A 17,691-nucleotide genomic window follows, 5' to 3' on the forward strand; every position below is an offset into this window, starting at 1 on the left:
AATGGGCCTATAGCTCAGCTGGTTAGAGCGCACGCCTGATAAGCGTGAGGTCGATGGTTCGAGTCCATTTAGGCCCACCATTCCGCAGTAGCTCAGTGGTAGAGCATTCGGCTGTTAACCGAACGGTCGTAGGTTCGAGTCCTACCTGCGGAGCCATTTTTTTGTGGGGAAGTACTCAAGAGGCTGAAGAGGCGCCCCTGCTAAGGGTGTAGGTCGCGTAAGCGGCGCGAGGGTTCAAATCCCTCCTTCTCCGCCACGGCCCCTTGGTCAAGCGGTTAAGACACCGCCCTTTCACGGCGGTAACACGGGTTCGAATCCCGTAGGGGTCATAAGAGAGACTGTGTACAATATGTACACAGTCTTTTTTTATTTGTGTTCTTTAGATTCTTCCATTCTCTTATTGACTGATTCTCCAAAGCGATGGATCCGCTATCTTCTCATATTCTCCATCTATTTATCACTTCTATTCCCGGCAGCTAGAAAACAGAATTCCAACGCAGATTTCCCTAACTCAATACCCGCCTTATTATACGCTCACTTCCATTAATAATAACTATATAATCCCGCAGCTGCCGATCTCCCAAAATTTTAGAGCACAGAAGACTAAAAGTTATATAAAAATACTTTTTTGTAATTCAGTCAGGTTTAATGAAGAACAAACAGGGTAAATAAGTTATGTTCTTATGTTTGAAAACCGCTTGGAATATTCCATTATTATCCTGATCTATAATAAAATTGAAATTCCCCTAAGCAGTGAAACCCCTTTCATTCGAATTCAATGGGTATTTTTAACTATCTTCAGAAAAGATAAAGGATTTTGAATATAAATCTAGAATAAAGTAATATTTATATCAGAAGAATTTAGATATAGTGAATTGTTATTCATTAAATAGTAAAATTCTTGAATGTCACGTTCTTTATGTAATGGTGATCTCCCTTACATAAAATCTTGGAATGTTTAAAGAGTCATCTCAGTCAAAATTCTTGATAAGGGAGTGGAGTTGAGTGTCTGTCAGTGCACCTTTGGATTATAGCCTTCATTTGTTTCATGAAGGGAATTTGTTTGAAGCATATAAATTGTTTGGTGCCCATCTATTCCATGAAAATGGGGCAGTAAAAACCAGATTCTGCGTCTGGGCTCCTCACGCAAAAATGGTCAGGATTTCCGGTCAATTTAATTCTTGGAATGGACATGGATTTGAAATGGAACGTGTTAATGATGAGGGAGTCTGGGTAAAGGTAATAGAGGAAAACCTAAGCGGCCAGATGTATAAATATGAAATTGAAACGCATGAGGGAAGTATCTTTTTAAAGGCTGATCCATATGCATTTCAATCTGAATTGAGACCAGGCACGGCTTCCATTGTGAGAGATTTATCCGGCTATCAATGGGAGGACGGAAGCTGGCAGAAAAAGAGAGCCAGGAACACTTCATTTAATAAGCCTGTTTTCATTTATGAAATGCATTTTGGCAGCTGGAAAAGAAAAGAGGACGGCTCTTTTTTCAGCTATGTTGAAATGGCTGAAGAATTAATTCCTTATTTAAAGGAGCATGGCTTTACGCATGTGGAGCTTCTTCCGATGGTCGAGCACCCTTTTGATGGCTCATGGGGCTATCAAGGGACGGGGTATTACTCAGCTACCAGCAGATATGGCAGTCCTCAGGATTTTATGTATTTCATCGATCACTGCCACCAGAATGACATTGGAGTGGTCCTTGACTGGGTTCCAGGCCATTTTGTTAAGGATGCCCATGGCTTGTATCATTTCGATGGACAGCCGCTGTATGAGTATCCGACCGAAAAGCATAGGGAAAATAAAGTGTGGGGGACGGCAAATTTTGACCTCGGGAAAAATGAAATCCATAGTTTCTTGATATCTAACGCCCACTTTTGGATGGAGTATTTCCATATCGATGGCTTTAGAATGGATGCCGTGGCGAATATCATTTATTGGCCAGGCGGCTCCGAAAAAGAAACAAATGAATATGGGGTTCATTTTTTGAGAAAGTTAAACAGTTTTGTTCATGAGCTGGATCCCAATTTCCTGATGATTGCCGAGGACTCTTCCGATTACCCTCAAGTAACGGCACCTGCTGCATATGGCGGCCTTGGATTTTCCTATAAGTGGAATATGGGTTGGATGAATGACATGCTGCTTTATATGAAATCAGCCCCTGAACAAAGGCCAGACCTGCACGGCAAAGTAACATTTTCCATCATGTATGCTTTTTCTGAACAGTTTCTGCTGCCTTTTTCCCACGATGAAGTCGTACATGGCAAAAAGTCTCTGCTTGATAAAATGCCAGGATCATATGAGGAAAAATTTGCGCAGCTGAGATTGTTATATGGATTCATGTTCGCACATCCAGGAAAGAAATTGTTGTTCATGGGAGGAGAGTTTGGACATTTCTCCGAATGGGACGTATGGAAGCAGCTGGATTGGGTTTTATTCGATTATGACATGCATGTACGCATGGATGCATACGTTAAAGAGTTAGCCGCTTTTTACAAAAGGCAGAAGGCTCTCTACGAACTGGATTTTGTATCAGAAGGATTTGAATGGATCGATGCTAATAATACCAGGCAGTCCATATTTTCGTTTATCAGGAAAGCTGAGTCCGAGGATGAATCTTTAATAGTTGTCTGCAATTTCTCGAGAACATCCTATGAGAACTATTTAATTGGAGTCCCTGGTGCAGGGGAGTATAGGGAAGTTTTTAACAGTGACGACCAAATGTATGGCGGTAGTCATTTTATAAATAAAAAGAAGGTCACAGCAGAAAAAGGAATCTATCACGGCAAGCCGTACAGCATTGATGTGTGCATTCCTGGGTTTGGTATTACGATTTTTAAAAAGATAAAGAAAAGAAAGGGGAAAAATACAGATGGTGAGAAAAAAGTGCGTAGCAATGCTTCTAGCAGGAGGCCAAGGAAGCAGGCTGAATGAACTGACACAGAATATAGCAAAGCCAGCAGTCCCCTTTGGAGGAAAGTACAGGATTATTGACTTTACTTTGAGCAATTGTACAAACTCTGGGATTGATACGGTAGGAGTTCTAACACAGTACCAGCCTCTTGTTCTAAATAACTATATTGGAATAGGAAGTGCCTGGGATTTGGACCGGAAGAATGGAGGAGTCACTGTTCTGCCTCCATATGCTGAAACTAAAGAGGTCAAGTGGTATACAGGAACTGCAAGCGCTATTTATCAAAACATTAATTATATTGACCGTTATAATCCAGAATATGTACTGGTCTTATCAGGTGATCATATTTACAAAATGGATTATTCCAAAATGATTGATTATCATGAGGAAAAGGGATCGGATGTCACTATTTCGGTTATTGAGGTACCATGGGATGAAGCGAGCCGCTTTGGTATCATGAACACCAATTCTGAACTTGAAATTACAGATTTTGAGGAAAAGCCTAAGAATCCCCGCAACAACCTGGCATCCATGGGCATCTATATTTTCTCCTGGAGCGTGCTTAGGGAAGCACTGATCAAGGATGGAGAAAATCCGGATTCAACACGGGATTTCGGAAAGGATATCATCCCTATGATGCTGAGGGAAAAGAGGAAGGTTAACGCATATCCCTTCAAGGGCTACTGGAAGGATGTCGGAACCATCAAAAGCTTATGGGAAGCGAATATGGATCTTTTGGACGAGACCAGTTCACTTGATTTGTTCGACCATTCATGGAGGATTTACTCTATAAATCCTAATCAGCCGCCTCAGTTTGTTGCCAGCGATGCGGAAGTGAAGGATTCCCTGATTAATGAAGGGTGCTTTGTGGAGGGGTGCGTGGAAAAATCTGTCTTGTTCCAAGGAGTAACCATCCATAAAGATGCCAAAGTATGCGAGGCTGTAGTCATGCCTGGAGCAGTGATCGGAGAAGGTGCTTATATTGAACGGGCCATTGTTCCGACAGGTCTTAGGGTACCTGAGAACATGGTAATATGCCCAGAAGGCGGACGTGAGGATATTATTCTTGTGACCGAAACTATGATAAAGGAACGGTCGATGGCTAAGTAAGCAGGAAGATCATATGGAGGGAGAATTTCTATGAACAAGAATATTTTAGGTGTAATTGATGCGACCACCTATTTAGATCCGCTGAAAGAGCTTACTGAACAACGTGTGCTTGCCGCACTGCCCTTTGGAGGGAGATACCGGCTGATCGATTTTGTCCTTTCAAGCATGGTGAATTCTGGGATAACCAGTGTTGGTGTTTTTCCGAAATATCATTACCGTTCGTTAATGGATCATTTGGAGTCCGGGAAGAACTGGGATTTAAATAGGAAGAGGGACGGATTATTCTTCTTTCCCGCCCCTAATTTGGATATTCCTTTTCAGCATATAGGATCCTTCCAATGCTTTTCCTATCATTTGGACTACTTTAGGAGGAGCAGTCAGGATTATGCTGTGGTCTCGAATTGTTATACCATTCTTAATATAGATTTCTGCGAGATTTTGGATAAGCATATTGAAAATGGCTGCGATATAACGCAGGTGGTCCATAAAGGGAAGCCTTTGGAGGTCTATCTGTTAAAGCGCGAACTATTAATAGATTTAATTGTCCAGCGGGACATTACTGGCTATCAATGCCTTTATGATGCTTTGGAAGATCCTCATATTCCTTACCAGGTGTGCAATTATGAATATGAAGATTATTGCGTCATGATCGATTCGATCCAGTCTTATTATGAAACAAACCTGGAATTACTAAACCCCTTCAATTGGAAGAAGCTGTTTAAAGAGAGCCAGCCTATTTTTACAAAGGTCAAGGATGAGCCTCCTACAAAGTATACAAGGAATTCTCTGGTGAAGAATTCTATGGTGGCTAATGGGTGTATCATTAATGGCCATGTCGAAAACAGCATCATTTCCCGAGCTGTTAAAATTGGAAAAGGTTCAGTGGTCAAGAATTGTGTAATCATGCAAAAAAGCAACATTGGTGAAAATTGTGTGCTTGAATCCGTCATACTGGATAAGGATGTACGGATTGAAGATGGCGTGGAGCTGCGGGGAACCGCAGATCACCCTATTGTTATAAAAAAAGGAACTGTTCAAGGAGTGCTGATGGGCTGATGGAAATACTCTTTGCTGTCTCGGAATGTGTACCCTTTGTTAAATCAGGAGGTTTAGCAGATGTGGCAGGATCCCTTCCAAAAGAGCTTAATAAAAACAAGGATACTGTGAGGGTAATCATGCCCAAGTACAGCAGCATAGCAGAGGAATATACAGAAAAAATGTCCAAGATAGCGGAGTTTTATGTCCGTGTAGGTTGGAGAAAGCAATATTGCGGCCTCTTTCTTCTGGAACATGAGGGTGTGCAGTATTATTTTGTAGACAATGAATATTATTTTAAACGGGACGGCTTGATTTATGGTCATTATGATGATGGAGAACGTTTTGCTTATTTCAATAAGGCTGTTTTGGAATGTTTGGAGCATCTTCCGGCGATGCCGGAAGTCATCCATTGTCATGATTGGCATACTGGCTTAATTCCATTTCTATATAAAGTTGATTATCAGTACAGGCCGGGCTATGAATTCGTTAAGACAGTCTTTACGATCCATAATCTGCAATTCCAAGGGATATTCCCGCATGAAATTTTAGGGGAACTCCTTGGAATGGATGATTATCATTTCAGGCAGGATACGATTGAATTTCATGGAAATGTAAGCTTTATGAAAGCAGGCATTTCTGCTTCCGATTTTATAACGACGGTAAGTCCCACATATAAAGATGAAATTCAATCCGAGTATTATGGCGAGCGGCTGGATGGATTGCTAAGAAGCAGGAATTCAAGCCTGGCCGGAATTCTGAACGGAATCGATTATGAGTTTTACAATCCGGAAGATGACAAGTTTATAGCAGAGCCGTATAGTGCCTCTTCGATCCAGCATAAGGTAAAGAATAAACTTGCCCTTCAGGAACGGTTTGGTCTTCCGCAGCGGGAAGATGTGCCCCTTCTTGCAATGGTGACAAGACTTACAAAACAAAAAGGGCTAGATCTCGTAAAAACTGTTTTTCAGGAAATCATCAGCCACGATGTACAGGTTGTAGTGCTCGGAACCGGCGAGCCGGAGTTTTCCGATTTTTTCAAGACAATGGAGTGGCATCATCCAGACAAGGTTAAGGCAGCAATAGGCTTCAACGAAAGCCTTGCGCACCAGATTTATGCTGGTGCCGACCTCTTTTTGATGCCATCCCAGTTTGAGCCATGCGGGCTGGGACAGCTGATAGCCATGAGATATGGTGCCATACCGGTTGTTAGAGAAACAGGCGGCTTAAATGATACGGTAGATTCATACAATGAATTTGAAGGAAAAGGAAATGGATTCTCCTTTACCAACTTCAATGCCCATGACATGCTTTATACCATTGAGCGGGCTTTATCTTTTTACAGCCAAAAGGAGGTATGGAAGTCCATTGTCCGTGAGGCGATGAATGAGGATTATAGCTGGGCTCAGTCCGCAGCTCAGTATCATACTCTTTATGAGGAGCTGGTCAGTGAAAGTGGAAGCCATGTTTTCCAGTAAGGAAGAATTTAAAGAGACTTTTCTCAGAAGACTTGAGATGACTTATGGCAAAAGCTTTGACCAAATATCAAGGAAGGATCAGTTCTATATTCTCGGCCAAATGGTCAAAGAATATATCAGCAAGGACTGGATTGCCTCGATAGAAAAAACAAGGGCGTCAAAGACAAAACAAATCTATTATTTATCCATTGAATTCCTGCCGGGAAGATTCCTTGGCAGCAATGTACTGAATCTTGGTATCATGGATGTCCTGAGTGAGGGGCTGAAGGATCTCGGCATTGACCTTTCCGAAATTGAAGATGCGGAAGCGGATGCGGGACTTGGCAATGGAGGTCTGGGCAGGCTTGCAGCCTGCTTTCTTGATTCACTGGCCTCCTTATCCCTGCCAGGCCATGGATGCGGCATCCGATACAAGCATGGGCTTTTTGAACAGAAGATTATCGACGGGTACCAAGTAGAATATCCCGAGCATTGGCTGCATGGGTTTGTGTGGGAAGTGAAAAAACCCAATCTTGCCGTAGAAGTTCCGTTTTGGGGAAAGGTAGAATCCTATACGGAAGACGGAAAGCTGAAATTCCGGCATGTTGATGCAGTAAAGGTGCTTGCTGTACCTTATGATGTCCCGGTAGTCGGGTATCAAAATAAAATAGTCAACTCTCTCCGGTTATGGAGTGCTGAGCCGACTATCTATCCAGGGCTAGAGGATGTAGCGAGGTATAAGAGAGAAACAGAAGCAGTAACAGAGTTCTTATATCCAAATGATACTCATGACGAAGGGAAGATCCTGAGGCTTAAGCAGCAGTACTTCCTTGTATCCGCAACTCTTCGGTCGATCATTCGTTCTTTCCGGAAAAAGTATATAGATATCGAACTATTTCCAGAAAAGGTAGGGCTGCATATTAATGACACCCATCCAGTCCTGGCCATCCCGGAATTGATGAGGATATTGATAGATGAAGAAGGTCTTTCATGGGAAAAGGCATGGAGCATCACAACCAATACTATATCGTATACCAATCATACCACCCTCTCGGAGGCGCTGGAAAGATGGCCGATACGGATCATGGAGCCTCTCCTTCCACGAATCTTTATGATTATCCACGAAATTAATGAAAGATTTTGCGAAGAACTGTGGGATGCCTATCCGGGGAGCTGGGGCTTGATTGAAAGCATGGCCGTCATCGCCCATGGAGAAGTAAAGATGGCTCACCTTGCCATTGCCGGGAGCTTTAGCATAAACGGTGTAGCAAAGCTGCATACAGAGATCCTGAAGCATAGAGAAATGAGAAACTTTTATCAATTCTATCCCCACAAATTCAACAATAAAACAAATGGAATCACCCATAGAAGATGGCTGCTAAAAGCCAATCCTGAATTGTCAGCTCTGATTTCAGAAGCAATCGGAGACGGCTGGATCAAACATCCGGAACAGCTGGAGAATCTTAAGGGATTTTCCTCCGATCAAACATTCCTCGAAAAGTTAATCAGTATAAAGAGGAAAAAGAAAGAGCAGCTTGCATCCAGAATGCTGAAGAACGCAGGAATTCAGGTGGATCCTCATTCCATTTTTGATATTCAAGTCAAGCGTCTTCATGCATATAAAAGGCAGCTTCTAAATGTTTTTCATATTATGTATCTTTACAACCGCATGAAAGAAGACAAATATTTTAAGCCTTATCCAAGGACCTTCGTTTTTGGGGCAAAAGCATCCCCAGGCTATTATTATGCCAAGAAGGTAATTAAACTGATTAATTCTCTCGCAGAAAAAGTCAATTCAGATCCGGAAGTTAATCCTTATATCAAGGTTGTATTCCTGGAGAATTATAATGTCTCATTAGCAGAGGAGATTTTTCCGGCTGCCGAGATAAGTGAGCAGATTTCTACAGCCAGCAAGGAGGCTTCTGGAACAGGGAATATGAAGTTTATGATCAATGGAGCTGTGACGATCGGAACCCTTGACGGTGCCAATGTAGAAATGGCTGAGAGGCTTGGTCAGGATAATATTTTTATTTTTGGTCTGCGTTCTGAAGAAGTATTGAACTACCAGTCGAGCGGCGGTTATCGTCCCTATGATTATTACCATGCTGACGACCGTATTCATCTCATATGCAGCCAGCTGATCAATGGTTTTTTTCCAGATGCGGAAGAATTCGAACCTATCTACGATTCCCTCCTTGCTGAAAATGATCAATATTTTGTTCTGCGTGATTTTTCTTCCTATATTGAGAGACAAAAGGACGTATCAGATGCTTACCAGGATCAGCTTTCTTGGACTAAGAAAAGCCTGATGAATATTGCGATGGCAGGTTTCTTTTCCAGTGACCGGACAATCCAGGAATATGCTGATGGGATCTGGAAAATCCAGCCGATTTAAACTGAAAGCAAACAGGCTGACCCTTAGGGTCAGCCTGTTTGCTATTTATTTGATTTGTCTTTTGATGACTTTCCGGATTCCTCAAGATAGCTGTCACGAAGATGATAAGGTATATCTCCAATATTTGAATCAAGCCCCTCTTCATCCAGCTCTCTTTCAAACTTGGAATTTTCCTTTGAAGGAATGGATCTGACATTAGATTCATCGATATCATTGCCTGCAAAATTCTCATATTCCTCTGGGAATCCTTCAGTGTCATCCTTCTCTTTATCCATGCTGTTATAGTCTTTGAATTTCTCGTAATAGTCGGAAGGTGTTTCTGAAGTTCCGTATCGTGCTACATCCTCAAAGCTGTCGATTTCATCATTGATGATGTGATTATCCCTTAGACGCTGAAAAGAATCACGATGAGAGGGCTCGAGAACATCTTCCTCTACTGGGCGGTAATTGGAGATATTCTGCTCTGAAGCATGGTCTATACAGTATAGAGCAGAAGGGAGTGCTTCCAGTCTTTCATACGGAATCTCTCTGCCGCATGCCAGGCATTTTCCATAATTTCCGTCTTCCATGGCCTGAAGGGCGTCCTTTACTTTTTGTAATTCATTGGAGTTATGATCTTCAAGAGCAATGTCCTTTTCCTTTTCAAAAAGCTCTGTTCCTAGGTCCCCCGGATGATTATCGAGGCTTGAGATTTCTCCTACTGAATCGGTAATGCTGTCATCACTGGGATCCTGCATATTCACCTGGGTTTCCAAGTCTTCCTTCATAGAAAGCAATTGTTCTTTTAAGGATTCCATTTGTTTTTCATCTAACATGTCCAAGTCACTTCCTCATTGCTGATTTATTATATCCTTTACTGCATTCGTATTTTAGAATGATTGGGTATATCTTTACTTACCCGAATAGAGGAAGATAAAAACTAGAATAGGGCATCAGGGCAAATATGGAAGGAAAAGAAAAAAGGTGTTCAGAACGAGAAATTCTGAACACCTTTTATTTGTTTAGATAAAATAGTTGATAAACAGCCCGATGGATAGTAAGAATCCGAAAATGGTGTTGGTCTGGGCCGTTGCCTTCATGGCAGGCATCATTTGCAGAGGCTGTGTTTTTCCGACAAAGCCCTTTGTTGCTTTCACTGCTTTTGGAATACTTAACAAAACAAGCAGAAGCCATGGTGAAGCATTATCTGAAAGTATCAGGGAAATGATCCAGATATAAGACACGGCCATAGAACTTCCCAGGATAATGATGGCGTTTTTCCGTCCAGCCAGGATGGCTAGTGTCTTTCTTCCGTTTTCCTTATCTCCCTCAAGATCGCGGATATTATTGGCTAGATTAATTGCTCCTACCAGAAGGGCAACTGGAATTGAAACAAGAACAGAATTTGCGGATACATATCCTGCCTGGATAAAGAAAGCGATTAGGATCACAAAGACTCCCATGAATAATCCGGCAAAAATTTCCCCAAAAGGTGTATAGGCAATCGGGAATGGTCCGCCGGTATATAAATAACCTACTGACATACAGATAAGCCCTATAAGGGCAAGCCACCAGCTTGAATGGCTGCAGATGTATATGCCGAGTAAAATGGACAATCCGTAAAGTGTCAGTGCTATAGTCAATACCGTCTGAGGTGAAACTCCTTCGCGGACGATTGCCCCGCCTATTCCAATGGAATTTTCATTATCCAGTCCGCGCTTATAATCATAATACTCATTAAACATATTTGTCGCCATCTGGATAAAAAGGGTCGCTACCATCATGCAGATGAAAACCGCTGCATGGAAATGGGCTTTTTCATTCAGAGCTAGCGCAGTCCCAACCAATACGGGGACAAACCCGGCAGTCAGGGTATGCGGACGGGTTAGCTGCCACCACACTCTCCAATTGTTTTTATCTTTGACAAGCGGCTTTGGCTGCGTATTTAAATGTGTATGCATTTCTAATCTCCTCTACCAGCAGATGGGGCATCTGCTTGCTTGTATTCCTATTATAAAGTGTATACTACTGCCTTATAATATATTTAATTTTAACACAAAATAAGTGTAGAAAAAGGAGGGGGCACTGTCAATGTATTTTTTTGCCCTGCTTTCACATGATAGGAAATAGATTCGCTATATAATAAGGAAAATAGGCGCTCTCTGCCTAAGGATTTCAGAGGGGCTGGAATAATTGACATCCCTCTTCATTGAGGTGTATCTTTAAATAGGTTTATAAAGGACAGTTAGTATAAGTCAGGGGGGAAACACCATTGATTACTGCCCAACATATGCATATCATGGAAAGCCTGCAGAAAGCAAAGGCTGAGGCTTCTAAAACGAAAAACAGTGTATTATTCAGCGAAGTTCATACCATTAATATGCTGGACCCCCTTTCGTTTTATAAAGCAGGCAGAAAAGACTACAAGGGCGAAAACTTTTTCTGGCGGGATGCAAGAAACGGAACGATTCTTGCCGGAATCGGTAAATTGGATGCGTTACACACATCATCCGGAAACAGGTACCAGGAGATTGAAAGAAAGTGGAAGAGCCTGACTGACAGTGCTTTAGTGGTCAGGGAAACACATATTGCTGCGACAGGCCCCTTATTATTCGGCGGCTTTTCTTTTGATTCGGAAAAAGAAAATTATACATTATGGGACCAGTTTGGCGACCATTTATTTTATATACCAAAATACCTGCTGACAATCCAGGAGGGACAGGCTTACCTTACTGCCAATTTGCTGGTTGACGGCACGGCAGATCCTGCTGCTGAATGGGAGGAGAGAAATCGGGAGCTAGAGTCCATTATGGAAGCGGCTAAAAATGAAAAGCTGATTCTGGATGCAAATCCTTTAGTAGAGCAGACAGCAATCTATCCTGCTGAATGGAAACAGGCAGTCCAAAATGTGGTGGATCAAATCAGGACTACAGAGCTCGAAAAAGTAGTACTAGCCAGGGAAACCCGGATGAAATTCCAGAATGAAATACAGCCGGAAGCTGTCCTGAAGAGGCTGATGGATGAACAGGCCACGAGTTTTATATTCTGTTTGGAATCAGGAAGCGACTTTTTCATCGGAGCATCTCCTGAACAATTGATTAAAAAAGATGGAAATCAAATCTACTCAGCATGCCTGGCCGGTTCCATTGCGAGAGGGAAAACCTCCGAGGAAGATGAGGCGCTGGGCAGCGAGCTCCTGGATGATTCTAAAAATCGGAATGAACATGAGTATGTGGTCTCCACTATCAGAAATGCGCTGGAGCCAGTAAGTATGGAGCTGGATATACCTTCATCGCCGGTACTGATGAAAACAAAGCATATTCAGCACCTATTCACTCCGGTTGAAGGAGTATGCAAGCCGGCGGTTTCTGTTTTTGATTGTGTAGCACTGCTTCACCCGACTCCAGCTATGGGAGGGGTCCCTACTCAGCTCGCTTTAGAAAAAATTGAAGAGCTTGAGGCTATGGAGCGGGGATTTTATGCTTCACCGCTTGGCTGGTCAGATGGCTTCGGGAACGGGGAATTTGCCGTCGGGATCAGGTCTGCCCTTGTTCAGGGAAAGGAAGCGTCCCTATTCGCAGGATGCGGTGTCGTAGGGGAGTCTGTGCCTCAAAGTGAATTTATTGAAACGTCTATAAAATTTAAGCCCATGTTAAGTGCTTTAGGAGGAATGCTTGATGGCACATCGTGAAGCACTTAGTGCGTATACGGGAGCCGTTGTCGATGAGCTGGCTAAAGCAGGAGTAAAGAATGTCGTAGTAAGCCCGGGATCAAGGTCTACACCTCTTGCTTACATGCTGATGGAGCATGATGAAATACAAGTGCATCTTAATATAGATGAAAGGTCTGCCGGCTTCTTTGCTCTTGGTATGGCCAAGGCGCTTCAGGAACCTGTTGGGCTTCTTTGCACCTCTGGAACAGCTGCGGCAAACTATTATCCAGCGGTAGTGGAGGCAAAAATCTCCCGCATTCCACTCGTCGTAATGACTGCGGACAGGCCTCATGAATTGAGGGATGTAGGTGCACCTCAGGCTATCGATCAGATCCATTTGTATGGCAGGCATGTAAAATGGTTTGTTGAAATGGCGCTGCCTGAGGAGTCGGATGATATGATCCGCTATGCCCGTAATGTCTGTGCCAGGGCTGCAGCAACTGCCCTTCAGGCGCCGGCAGGGCCTGTGCACCTGAACTTTCCTTTCAGGGAGCCGCTGATTCCGCATATGGAGGACAAAAGATGGTTTAAAGGGAAGTCTGAATCTAAAAGTATAGGAATCCTTCAGGGAGAGCTGACACTTCCGGAATCTTTCTATCAGTCCTGCGCAGACAAAATGATGCAGGCAGAGCGGGGGCTCATTATATGCGGGCCGATGGATTCTCCATCCTTTAACTCTAAGGTCCTGTCATTGAGTAAAAAGACTGGATTCCCTGTATTAGCAGATCCGCTTTCCCAGTTAAGAAGTGACGGCAGCACCTCAGATGCAATCATCGATACCTATGACACGTTCCTTAGGTTTGAGGATGTTAAGAAAGCGCTGAAGCCTGACCTGATCCTCAGATTTGGTGCGATGCCCGTATCCAAGCCGCTGACCATTTATCTAAAAGACCAAGTGGATGCTGAGCTGCTGGTCATTGATGGCGGAGCAGGCTGGAGAGAGCCTGCTGGGATTGCAGATGATATGCTATATTGTGATGAAACGGTCTTTTGCAGGGAAATGATGAGCCTGGTTGACCGTAAGGAAGACCGTACCTGGCTTGATGAATGGAAGAAGATCAATGATCTCGCAAAATCAGGCCTCGGCCGCATCAGGGACTTTTCGGAAATGGACGAAGGCAAGCTCTTTGCAGTCCTTGCAGATCTTATGCCGCATAACTCCAGTCTGTTTGTTGGAAACAGCATGCCTGTAAGGGATCTGGATACTTTCTTCCTTTCGCCGGCCAATCATGTAAGAACATTTTGCAATAGAGGGGCTAATGGCATAGATGGTGTTGTATCCTCAGCTCTGGGTGTGAGCGCTGTTTTAGACCAAACCGTTCTGGTAATAGGGGATATCAGCTTTTTCCATGATATGAATGGGTTAATGGCAGCAAGGCTCCTTAAGCTGGATATGACCATTATTATTGTAAATAATGATGGAGGAGGCATCTTCTCGTTTCTTCCGCAATCTCAAGAAGAAAAACATTTTGAGGAGCTTTTTGGAACTCCTCATGGTTTAGAGTTTAAACAGGCGGTAAGCCTGTATGGCGGGGAATACTATGCTCCCCAGTCATGGGAAGAATTCTCTGATCGCTTTTCCTCTTCATTTGCCAAAAAAGGGCTCAAAGTGATTGAATTAAGAACAGAGCGATCTGAAAATGTCAGAAGGCATCGAGAATTGTGGAATGAAGTTTCCCGGGAAATTAGCAGCTCTTTCATTGAGGGACGGAAATGAGGATTTCTGCTGGTGGAATAAGCTACCACGTGGAAGTGAATGGGGCCGGTGAAGGACTGGTCCTGCTTCATGGCTTTACAGGCTCCTGTGATGACTGGGATTCTGTATCTCAATGGATTCAAGGAGACTTAAAAAAAATCAGTGTGGATATCATCGGCCACGGGAGAACAGAGGTACCTAAAGAGCCTGAACGCTACAGCATTCTTAAGGCTGCTGCCGATCTAAAGGAGATTCTCGACGCGCTTGATCTTCCCAAAGCGGTCTTTTTAGGATATTCCATGGGGGGAAGGCTTGCTTTGACGTTTGCTTCTGTCTATCCTGAAAGAGTAAAGGCATTGATTCTTGAAAGTGCTTCTCCAGGTTTAGAAACAGATGAGGAACGTACCCAGAGGAGGCATTCAGATCATCTGCTTGCAGAAAGAATCCTTAAAAGGGGAGTTCCTGAATTCGAGCGATATTGGAGCGGAATTCCTTTGTTCCAATCTCAGAGAGAGCTGCCTGCAGAAAAACGGGATGCCGTTAAAAAACAGCGCCTTAAGAACTCTGAACAAGGCCTCGCCAACAGTCTGACCGGCATGGGGACAGGATCTCAGCCTTCCTGGTGGGGAACGCTTGGGAAGCTGGAATTCCCGGTAATGCTGATCACAGGAGAATGGGACGATAAGTTCTGCAGGATTGCTGATAAGATGGCAGATTTGCTTGTGAACGCTGAATGGAAGATAATAGAGAAGGCAGGGCATGCAATTCATGTGGAACAGCCCGAAAAATTTGGTAAGATAGTAAGTGGCTTTTTGTCGAATCTTAAGTAGGAGGGAATAGTAAAATGGCACGTGAATGGATTACGGAACGTAATTATGAAGAAATTTTGTATCAGACTTATAATGGCATTGCAAAGATTTCAATTAACCGGCCGCATGTACATAATGCTTTTACACCAAAGACGGTTATGGAATTGATTGATGCGTTTGCATACGCAAGGGATGATTCGAATATTGGGGTTATTATCCTTACAGGAGAAGGCGGAAAGGCCTTCTGTTCAGGCGGGGACCAGAAAGTCCGCGGCCATGGCGGCTATGTAGGGGAAGATCAGATTCCAAGATTAAATGTACTTGATTTGCAGCGCCTGATCCGGGTCATCCCAAAACCGGTTATTGCAATGGTAGCAGGCTATGCTATCGGTGGAGGACATGTTCTCCATATCGTCTGCGATCTCACCATCGCGGCCGACAATGCAGTCTTCGGCCAGACAGGGCCTAAGGTAGGCAGCTTTGATGCAGGCTATGGCTCAGGCTACCTGGCACGCATCGTAGGCCACAAGAAGGCGAGAGAAATCTGGTTTTTATGCCGCCAGTACAATGCTCAGGATGCACTGGATATGGGCCTTGTAAATACGGTGGTTCCATTGGAACAGCTTGAAGATGAAACGGTACAATGGTGTGAAGAAATCCTTGAGAAGAGCCCTACGGCCATTCGTTTCCTAAAAGCTGCATTTAATGCGGATACTGACGGACTTGCAGGGATTCAGCAGTTTGCTGGAGATGCCACACTTTTATATTACACAACTGACGAGGCTAAAGAAGGAAGAGATGCGTTCAAAGAAAAGCGCAAGCCTGATTTCGGCCAATTCCCTCGTTTTCCTTGATGAATCTCAGCCTGGCGGTTTCCCGTCAGGCTGTTTTTATCGAGAACTAGAAGAAAAATGCCGGCAGGGTTAAAAACAAAGAGATATCATTTTAACACCGAAGCAAGCGGCATATCAGCTATTAGAAAAGGATATGATTTGATGCATCAGTCAGAAATGCCGAACTGGCTCGTCAAAAGGGCGGATTTATCCCCCGACAGAGTTGGGCTGGCGTATAAAGGAGAAACATTCACATTCGCTGAGATAAAGGAAGAAGCCGAAAAGTGGGCCGGCTCGTTTTATCAGTCCGGAATCCGAAGAGGAGATACAGTTGGTCTGCTCGTGGGGAATCACCCTAATTCGGTCTTTATGATTCATTCTTTATTTTTTCTAGGTGTCAAAGTGCTTATGCTGAACAGAAGGCTTACCGGGAGAGAGATGGAATTCCAGCTTACGGATTCAGACGCTTCTTTCCTCATACTCGAGGAAGCTTTTCAAGGAAAGCTAAGCCAAATGGAGCATCCATCCAGCCTGAAAGTGCTGATAGCAGATAGAATGAATCCGGAGAAAAGCAAGGATGCGCCTTTGCTGGAAGAATTCATAGAAAACGATATAGCCACAATCATGTATACCTCTGGGACGACTGGAAACCCCAAGGGAGTGCTTCAGACCTTCAGCAACCATTGGTGGAGCGCAATAGGCTCCGTCTTGAATTTAGGGCTGGGTGAGCAGGATTCCTGGCTGTGTTCGGTGCCGATATTCCATATCAGCGGTCTGTCCATTCTTATGAAGAGTGTGATTTATGGGATTACAGTGGTACTCCATGAATCTTTTGATGAAGAGGAGATAAACCGGGCAATTCTTGAGGAAGGAGTCACCACCATTTCTGTCGTAACGTCCATGCTGAACAGGCTGATCAAACAATTAGGAGACAGAAGGTATCCGGAATCCTTCAGGTGCATGCTGCTTGGAGGCGGGCCTGCTCCATTGCCTCTTCTTGAATCGTGCAGGGAACGGAATATTCCTGTTTATCAGACATATGGAATGACTGAGACTTCCTCACAGATCGTTACGCTTGCCCCTGAATACAGCATCCAGAAGCTTGGTTCTGCTGGAAAGCCATTATTCCCGGCCCGGCTCTTTATTGAAAAGGACGGGAAAGAGGCGCGGGCGAATGAGGCTGGTGAGATTGTTGTAAAGGGTCCTAATGTTGTATCAGGTTATTACAATCGTCCCCGGCAGTCTGCAGAGGCTTTCCGGGATGGCTGGTTTTATACCGGCGATATTGGAATGCTGGATGAGGAAGGTTTTTTATATGTGCTTGATCGCAGATCTGATTTAATCATTTCTGGAGGGGAAAATATTTACCCAGCCGAGATAGAATCTGTTCTATCCAGCCATCCCCTCATATTTGAGGCAGGAGCAGCGCCTCATCTCCATGAAAGATGGGGGCAGGTTCCATATGCATATGTGGTCCCAGCAGAAGGGGCTTCTTTGACAGAAAAAGAAATTCTGGAATTTTGCGGGGAGAATCTTGCTTCATATAAAATCCCGAAAAAGATTTATTTTGTTGATGAGCTTCCGCGAAATTCTTCAGGAAAGCTGATGAGAAGAGAATTGAACAGTTTGATAAAGCATTGAGAAAGCTGCCTTGGCATTCTGCGTGATGTTTGCTGAGGCAGTTTTTTTAAAAGGATATCGAACAGGAACTAAAGACTAAATTTTCAGAAAATGGG

The 17,691-nt window shown here is 43.7% G+C and carries 12 protein-coding genes and 4 tRNA genes; 14 read left to right on the plus strand and 2 right to left on the minus strand.

Annotation, left to right across the window (positions count from 1 at the left end):
• The first annotated feature begins 3 nt into the window (after positions 1-3).
• From H539_RS0111100 to H539_RS0111145, 9 genes are all read left to right on the plus strand, one after another.
• Positions 4-80, plus strand: a tRNA-Ile gene (locus tag H539_RS0111100).
• Position 81: 1 nt separating this feature from the next.
• Positions 82-156 (plus strand) — tRNA-Asn (locus H539_RS0111105).
• A gap of 9 nt (positions 157-165) precedes the next feature.
• Positions 166-256: transfer RNA gene (locus H539_RS0111110), tRNA-Ser, on the plus strand.
• Position 257: 1 nt separating this feature from the next.
• A tRNA-Glu gene (locus H539_RS0111115) sits at positions 258-329 on the plus strand.
• A gap of 676 nt (positions 330-1,005) precedes the next feature.
• Positions 1,006-2,949: a 1,4-alpha-glucan branching protein GlgB gene (glgB, locus tag H539_RS0111125; RefSeq protein ID WP_026693564.1), complete on the plus strand. Its 1,944-nt coding sequence runs from the start codon at positions 1,006-1,008 to the stop codon at positions 2,947-2,949.
• Positions 2,888-4,039 carry a glucose-1-phosphate adenylyltransferase gene (locus tag H539_RS0111130; RefSeq protein ID WP_026693565.1) on the plus strand — a complete coding sequence of 384 codons (1,152 nt, stop codon included), beginning with the start codon at positions 2,888-2,890 and terminating at the stop codon, positions 4,037-4,039. Before glgB ends, H539_RS0111130 begins: the two co-directional genes overlap by 62 nt.
• 30 nt (positions 4,040-4,069) lie before the next feature.
• Positions 4,070-5,095, plus strand: coding sequence for a GlgC family sugar phosphate nucleotidyltransferase (locus H539_RS0111135; protein WP_026693566.1), 1,026 nt, complete (start codon positions 4,070-4,072; stop codon positions 5,093-5,095).
• Positions 5,095-6,552, plus strand: a complete 1,458-nt coding sequence (gene glgA / locus H539_RS0111140) for a glycogen synthase GlgA (RefSeq protein ID WP_026693567.1) — start codon at positions 5,095-5,097, stop codon at positions 6,550-6,552. The genes H539_RS0111135 and glgA overlap by 1 nt, the downstream gene beginning before the upstream one ends.
• Complete coding sequence (locus H539_RS0111145) at positions 6,539-8,926, plus strand: glycogen/starch/alpha-glucan phosphorylase (RefSeq protein WP_026693568.1); 2,388 nt, start codon at positions 6,539-6,541, stop codon at positions 8,924-8,926. Before glgA ends, H539_RS0111145 begins: the two co-directional genes overlap by 14 nt.
• A 41-nt stretch (positions 8,927-8,967) precedes the next feature.
• On the opposite strand, the gene H539_RS0111150 is transcribed toward H539_RS0111145, so the two are convergent.
• Positions 8,968-9,741 (minus strand): TraR/DksA C4-type zinc finger protein, encoded by a 774-nt coding sequence (locus H539_RS0111150; RefSeq protein WP_026693569.1) that lies wholly within the window; start codon positions 9,739-9,741, stop codon positions 8,968-8,970.
• Positions 9,742-9,927: 186 nt separating this feature from the next.
• Positions 9,928-10,866, minus strand: a complete 939-nt coding sequence (locus H539_RS0111155) for a 1,4-dihydroxy-2-naphthoate polyprenyltransferase (RefSeq protein ID WP_026693570.1) — start codon at positions 10,864-10,866, stop codon at positions 9,928-9,930.
• 311 nt (positions 10,867-11,177) lie between these two features.
• Between H539_RS0111155 and H539_RS28370 the strand changes: the two genes are divergently transcribed.
• The 5 genes from H539_RS28370 (at position 11,178) to H539_RS0111180 (ending at position 17,596) form a co-directional block, all read left to right on the plus strand.
• Positions 11,178-12,596, plus strand: coding sequence for an isochorismate synthase (locus H539_RS28370; protein ID WP_035322454.1), 1,419 nt, complete (start codon positions 11,178-11,180; stop codon positions 12,594-12,596).
• Positions 12,583-14,334 (plus strand): 2-succinyl-5-enolpyruvyl-6-hydroxy-3-cyclohexene-1-carboxylic-acid synthase, encoded by a 1,752-nt coding sequence (gene menD, locus H539_RS0111165; RefSeq protein WP_026693571.1) that lies wholly within the window; start codon positions 12,583-12,585, stop codon positions 14,332-14,334. Before H539_RS28370 ends, menD begins: the two co-directional genes overlap by 14 nt.
• On the plus strand, positions 14,331-15,143 hold the full coding sequence (gene menH, locus H539_RS0111170; RefSeq protein WP_026693572.1) for a 2-succinyl-6-hydroxy-2,4-cyclohexadiene-1-carboxylate synthase: 813 nt from the start codon (positions 14,331-14,333) through the stop codon (positions 15,141-15,143). The genes menD and menH overlap by 4 nt, the downstream gene beginning before the upstream one ends.
• A 14-nt stretch (positions 15,144-15,157) precedes the next feature.
• Positions 15,158-15,976, plus strand: a complete 819-nt coding sequence (menB, locus tag H539_RS0111175) for a 1,4-dihydroxy-2-naphthoyl-CoA synthase (protein WP_026693573.1) — start codon at positions 15,158-15,160, stop codon at positions 15,974-15,976.
• 141 nt (positions 15,977-16,117) lie between these two features.
• Positions 16,118-17,596 (plus strand): o-succinylbenzoate--CoA ligase, encoded by a 1,479-nt coding sequence (locus H539_RS0111180; protein ID WP_026693574.1) that lies wholly within the window; start codon positions 16,118-16,120, stop codon positions 17,594-17,596.
• The last annotated feature ends 95 nt before the right edge of the window (positions 17,597-17,691 follow it).

This window comes from Peribacillus kribbensis DSM 17871, from assembly GCF_000430765.1.
Taxonomy (GTDB): Bacteria; Bacillota; Bacilli; order Bacillales; family DSM-1321; genus Paraperibacillus; species Paraperibacillus kribbensis.